Annotated in this window: 1 protein-coding gene; it reads right to left on the bottom strand. The window is 58.8% G+C overall.

The annotated features are described in order from the left end of the window. Nucleotides 1-1,306: polyribonucleotide nucleotidyltransferase (gene pnp / locus ACIOWE_RS17725; protein ID WP_401393884.1), on the bottom strand; the 1,306-nt coding region annotated here is incomplete at both ends.

The following is a 1,306-nucleotide window of genomic DNA, read 5'->3' as shown; positions in this document are numbered from 1 at the left end:
CCTGATCTCTTCGGTGATGCCCTTGATCTTGATGTCCATCTGCAGCGCAGTAACGCCTTTGGCGGTACCGGCTACTTTGAAGTCCATGTCGCCCAGGTGGTCTTCGTCACCGAGGATGTCGGTCAGGACTGCGAACTTCTCGCCTTCCTTAACCAGACCCATGGCAATACCGGCAACCGGTGCCTTCATCGGTACACCAGCGTCCATCAGGGCCAGGGAAGCGCCGCAAACGGAAGCCATCGAGCTCGAACCGTTGGATTCGGTGATTTCCGACACTACACGGATGGTGTACGGGAACACGTCAGCGGCTGGCAGCATGGCCGAAACCGAACGACGGGCCAGACGGCCGTGACCGATTTCACGACGACCAGCGCCACCCATGCGACCACACTCACCTACCGAGAACGGAGGGAAGTTGTAGTGCAGCATGAATGGGTCTTTTTTCTCGCCTTCCAGGGTGTCCAGCAGTTGTGCGTCACGGGCAGTACCCAGAGTCGCGACTACCAGGGCCTGGGTTTCACCACGAGTGAACAGCGCCGAACCGTGAGTCTTCGGCAGAACGCCAACTTCGATGTTCAGCGGACGTACGGTCTTGGTGTCGCGACCGTCGATACGTGGCTTGCCGTTAACGATGTTTTCGCGAACGGTGCGGTATTCGATTTCGCCGAAAGCAGCTTTGACTTCGCTGGACGAAGGCTGACCTTCTTCACCGGACAGCTTGGCAACAACCTGGTCCTTCAGCTCGCCCAGACGCGCATAACGGTCGGCCTTGACGGTGATGGTGTAAGCCTGGGAGATCGCGTCGCCGAACTCGGCACGGATGGCGGCCAGCAGCTCGGTGGCTTCTGGCTGTGGAGCCCAGTTCCAGGTTGGTTTGGCAGCTTCGGCAGCCAGTTCTTTGACAGCGTTGATCACAACCTGGAATTCGTCGTGAGCAAACAGTACCGCGCCCAGCATCTGGTCTTCGGTCAGCTCTTTGGCTTCCGATTCAACCATCAGCACGGCGTCCGAAGTACCGGCAACGACCATGTCCAGGCTCGAAGCAGCTTGCTGCTCGTAAGTCGGGTTCAGCAGGTAACCGGTGCTTTCGTGGAAAGCAACACGGGCGGCGCCGATCGGGCCGTCGAACGGAATACCCGAGATGGCCAGGGCAGCCGAAGTACCGATCATCGCAGCGATGTCCGGATCGGTTTTCTTGCTGGTGGAAACGACGGTGCAGACAACCTGCACTTCGTTCATGAAGCCTTCTGGGAACAGCGGACGGATCGGACGGTCGATCAGTCGGGAAGTCAGGGTTTCTTTCTCG

It is taken from the genome of Pseudomonas sp. NPDC087598, from assembly GCF_044743525.1.
In the GTDB taxonomy this organism is placed as follows: domain Bacteria; phylum Pseudomonadota; class Gammaproteobacteria; order Pseudomonadales; family Pseudomonadaceae; genus Aquipseudomonas.
This window is presented reverse-complemented; position numbering and strand designations above follow the sequence as displayed.